At 60.0% G+C, this 4,872-nt stretch carries 4 protein-coding genes; 1 reads left to right on the forward strand and 3 read right to left on the reverse strand.

The features are described 5' to 3' along the window. The coding region (locus LLH00_14060) for a hypothetical protein (GenBank protein MCE5272399.1) at window positions 1–747 on the reverse strand (747 nt) is incomplete at its 3' end. Window positions 748–1,309: 562 nt separating this feature from the next. After that, on the reverse strand, window positions 1,310–3,316 hold the full coding sequence (gene tkt / locus LLH00_14065) for a transketolase (GenBank protein ID MCE5272400.1): 2,007 nt from the start codon (window positions 3,314–3,316) through the stop codon (window positions 1,310–1,312). 591 nt (window positions 3,317–3,907) lie between these two features. Here tkt and LLH00_14070 point away from each other — a divergent pair. Next, window positions 3,908–4,432, forward strand: a complete 525-nt coding sequence (locus LLH00_14070; protein ID MCE5272401.1) for a hypothetical protein — start codon at window positions 3,908–3,910, stop codon at window positions 4,430–4,432. Between the two features lie 130 nt (window positions 4,433–4,562). Here the strand turns inward: LLH00_14070 and LLH00_14075 are convergent. Next, window positions 4,563–4,872, reverse strand: a 310-nt coding sequence (locus tag LLH00_14075; GenBank protein ID MCE5272402.1) for a transposase, incomplete at its 5' end; no start/stop codon positions are given.

Genomic DNA, 4,872 nt, shown 5'->3' on the forward strand with positions numbered 1-4,872 from the left:
GTTCTCCAGGCTGAAAAACACCCGCACCAGGCCGCTGCCGGCATGGAACTGGAGGCGCGCGGTGTAGTCGACCCAGGGGTCGCCGCGGCGGTAGCTCTCGTACTCGAACAGCGAGCCCTTGACCAGCACAGTGGCGCGCACCGGGCCGCGCTCCTCGACAACCAGGCTGTCCACCTTGCCCCAGCGGCTGGCGAGCCTTCGCCCCTGGGCGTCCACGGCCGCTATCCCCTCGGGGTTTTCCGGCGTCGTGACAAGCTCGCTGTCCGTAAACACGCCGTCGCGGTTGTGGTCCAGCCAGACCCGGCCGAACAGGTCGAAATACTCGCGGTCCAGCTCGGCCTTGAGCACCCCGGTCTCGACAATCACCTTGCCCCCCTCCTCGCGCACTGCCAGGGGCGAAGTGCCGACAGGGGTCGAGGCTTTGTCGGTCAGGGTGTAGCGCGCCTCTGTCTTGGGGGCGCAGTCGGCTGGGAACGTGAGCAGCAGCCACTTGACCGAACCATCCGGCCAGACAGCCTGGGTCAGGAACTGCGCGGGCACGGCCTTGCCGGAGCCGTCCAGAAGGCCCAGGCTCACGGGATCGTGCACCGCGCCGCGCGGCAGGGGCAGCCCGGTGCTGACCACCTCGGCGCGGCGGGCCAGGCCCTGCCACTCGCGGGCGGTGAGCGGAATCTCCAGCGCCGCAAGGTTGCGAGCGACTAACACACAGACACACAGAACGAGGAATAAGCTCTTACCCGGTCTCATCGTCTCTCCCGGTCAACAGGTGGAAAGCCAGTCCGAAAAGTGATTGTATTCAATTCAGGGTTGTTATCGAGCGAAATAATATCCCAGGCCCGTGGAATTGGCAACCTTGATCTGAAAGTTAAACTGACCGGGTGACACCAATCTTTCCCTATCGCGGCCGACAGGCCGCCGCCTTTGTCTTTGGGGGCCGCGCATGTCTGAGCCTGCAGCATTGGAAGCGTATCGCCGAGAGTAAAACGGTACAGTCAGGAAGTGATTCACGGTGCGGCAGCGATTCGCGGCAGCGCCGCCGCTGCAACGCGGCAGCGGAATCAAAGCCTCAGGCACACAGCAGGCTGAAGGGGAGACTTAGCCAGGACGAGTTCGCGACCCCCGCTGGCTTTGCTTCTCTCGCCGAAACGAAAGAAGAAAAGAGTATTTCGGGCACGGCATGCCGTGCCCCTACGAGAACTTACGGTTCAATCAGCATCTACACAACTATCGTGTCCACCCTCATATAAAACACCGGCGGCCCCCAGACTTGGGACCGCCGGTGCGCACTCGAATCGATGTTTCGGATGGCTCACTTGGCCAGGAGCTGACGGGCTTTCTCGGTCACGTTGGCCGCGGTAAAACCGTATTTCTTGGCCAGCTCTTTCCAGGGGCCGGATTCGCCGAAACCCTGCATGGCGATAATCACACCCTGCGGGCCGGCGTAACGCTCCCAGCCCAGGCCGATCCCGGCCTCCACCACCAGGCGTCGGGTCACAGCGGCAGGCAGCACCTTCTCGCGGTACTCCGCGCTCTGTGCCTCGAACAGCTCCCAGCTGGGCAGGCTCACCACCCGCACCCGGCGTCCCTCCGCGGCCAGGGCGGCCTGGGCGTCCAAGGCGAGCTGCACCTCGCTGCCCGTGGCGATGATAATCAATTCCGGCGCTCCGCCCGCCGCCTCGCTCAGCACGTAGCCACCCTTTTTCAGGCCCTCGGCCGGGGCGTACTTGGTGCGGTCGATTGGCGCCAGGTTGTGGCGGCTCAGCAGCATGGCGGTCGGACGGTCCGTGCTCGCGGCTGCCACCTCCCAGGCCACGGCGCTCTCGGTGGGGTCGGCCGGGCGCAGCACGGTGAGCCCGGGGATCAGGCGCAAGGCCATGGTCTGCTCCACCGGCTGGTGCGTGGGTCCGTCCTCGCCCACAAAAATACTGTCATGGGTGAACACGTAGATCACCGGAAAACCGCTCACCGCGGCCAGACGGATCGCCGGGCGCATGAAATCGGAGAACACGAAAAACGTGCTGCCGAACGGTTTCAGGCCGCCGTAGGCCGCCATGCCGTTCATGATACCGCCCATTGCGTGCTCGCGCACCCCGAAATGCATGTTGCGTCCCTCCGGGCAAGCGCGGCTGAAATCGCCCCCGCCCGAGATCAAAGTGCGGGTCGAGGGGGCCAGGTCGGCCGAGCCGCCGATCAGGTTCGGGTAGGCCCTGGCGATCACCTGCTCGGCCTTGCCCGCGCTGGCGCGGGTGGCGGCCGGCTTGTCGCTGGCCACGGAGGCCAGGAGCTGGGCGGTCAGGTCGGCCGGAGGCGCGGGCTTGAGGAACTTCTCCAGCAGGGCGGCTTTCTCGGGCTGGGCGGCACGGTACTTTTCCATCATCTTGAGCCAGGCGGCGCGCTCAGCCTTGCCCCTGGCGGCCTGGGCCGCGAACAGCTCGTACACCGCAGGCGGCACGAAGAAATCCGGCTTGTCATCCCAACCCAGCTTCTTTTTCAGCGCGGCCAGTTCCTCGGCCCCGATCGGAGCGCCGTGGATCTCGGAATCCCCCTCGCGGGTGGGCAGTCCGGCGCCGATTTTGGTGTTGCACTGGATGATCGAGGGCTTGTCGGTGACAGCGCGGGCCTTTTCGATGGCCGCGGCCACGGCCTCGCGGTCATCACCCTTCACCTCCTGGGTGTGCCAGCCGTAGGCCGCAAAACGGCCCAGGACGTTCTCGGTGTCGAAAGCCAGGGCCGTGTCGCCCTCGATGGAGATATGGTTACTGTCGTAGAGGTAGACGATCTCGCCCAGGCCCAGGTGCCCGGCCAGGGAGGCGGCCTCGGCGGTCTGGCCCTCCATCAGGTCGCCGTCGCTCACTATGGCGTAGATCGTGTTCGAGTAGACCGGGAAGCCCTCGGCGTTGAAACGGGCGGCCAGGTGACGGCGCGCCACGGCCATGCCGATCCCGTTGGTGAAACCCTGACCCAGCGGGCCGGTGGTGGTCTCGACTCCCAGCGGGTGACGGTACTCCGGGTGGCCGGGGGTGCGGCTGCCAAGCTGACGGAAGTTTTTCAGGTCTTCGATAGTCAGGCTGTAGCCGGCCAGGTGCAGCAGGCTGTAGATCAGCATGGAACCGTGGCCGGCCGAGAGGATGAAACGGTCGCGGTCGGGCCAGCCGGGGTCGGCCGGGTCGTGGCGCAGGAAGCGGGTCCAGAGGGTCACCGCCACATCCGCCATGCCCATGGGCATGCCGGGGTGCCCGGACTGGGCTTTTTCCACGGCCTCGCAGGCCAGGATTTTTATGGTGTCCACGGCTAATTGTTCGGTAGTGCGTTCCATCGTTTCCCCTCCCGGTGCGTCAAAAGGCTATGCTTGTTTTCGTTTGGTTTCGTAAGATTGAGGTATCCCGGCAGGAAATATATTTTTCCGGGGCTTGGCAGTCAATGGGTTTGGAAGAAAACATCAGATTGATGCTTTGTGTTCAGGAGTATCTTGCAGCCCTCCCTCATGATGACGCCACACAATCTTACAATTCATTAATCCCAGGTTCACAACAAATTTCAACGCGCTTGGCGACTCAAAATAGCTATCGAATAAAAATGAAATACTGAGCATCCAAGGATTGGGGTATAGTTCACTCAAGGCCGGAAGCACAGCGCCGATTATCAAATTTTGCCCGTACCACAATAATTATTGACAATGACTTGTTCAAATTATATTCTATTACAGAATCGAAAGAGATGACTACAGCACCGCCTCAACGTTGAACCATTAATGTCGCTGGAACAGCATGGCCTCAGATTTATTTAACCTGCCACGCATTGAAATCAGTTTTGACTTTGGGTATGTCCTTGCACTCCGCCGGGGTGACCACCGACAAGCGGTTCGCTCCAAGCAGAATCAACCATAATGTTGTTTGCGAGGGAAGCGATGCCAAAGAAAGGTCTGTTTCTGGCGCTGGCACTTCTGGGCGCTTCCGCAGTTTTAGCCGACGATCATCCAACTTTTTACGTCGATGAAGGTGCGTGCCCTTTTGAATGTTGCCAGTATGGTGATTGGGGCGTGGAACAAGAAACAAAACTCTACGCCGAGCCGAAATCAGGTAGCTCAGTTGTAGGAATCGCGAAAAAAGGCACTCGCGTAATTGCCCAGACAGGCGAAGTACACACAAAACCCGGCAAGATCATCGTCAAAAAAGACTATGAAAACTATCGAGAAGGGGATGTCCTGTGGGTTTATACTTATCTGGGAGAAGGGTATTTCAAGATTTGGTATAAAGGGGAATTCATTGATGATGAAATAGACATCAGCGATGATGCACCATCGCCTGACGATTGGGGTTCTTATGAGTTCCAGCCGGTCTCCGTGTGGTGGGTACGAATACAAACAAAGGACGGCATAGTAGGTTGGTCAAACGAACCTGATCATTTCTCGGATAAAGATGCCTGCGGCTGAAAACCAAGAGCAGCCTGAGAAGCCATTCTCGCGGATCGCCTGCGGCACGCGTTGATTTTAAACACTGTATCATTGCTTTAGACCACAGTATTTAAAACAGAGTTACAGCAGGGGCACGGCACGCTGTGCCCTATTGTTTTTCCCGCAGGCTCCATCTCAAAGGGTTATTCATAATATACTCCCGCACCCGGTTTATATCATCGGCCTTGCGGATCACGTGCTCGTGGTAGCCGCGTTGCCAGACAACAATTTCCGAATCACCGCTCAATTCCCGGATACGCCTTGTCACCGCGGACTTGAAATAGCGGACAACGGTTGGCAACGACGCGGGGACCGGCCGTGAGAAAGATTCCGGCGTAGGGGCACGGTGCACCGTGCCCGCGTATTGAAAAATCAATATCCCGTGAAAATGGTCTGGCATAATCACAAACTCATCCAGC

Source organism: bacterium (assembly GCA_021372515.1).
Lineage (GTDB): Bacteria > Gemmatimonadota > Glassbacteria > GWA2-58-10 > GWA2-58-10 > JAJFUG01.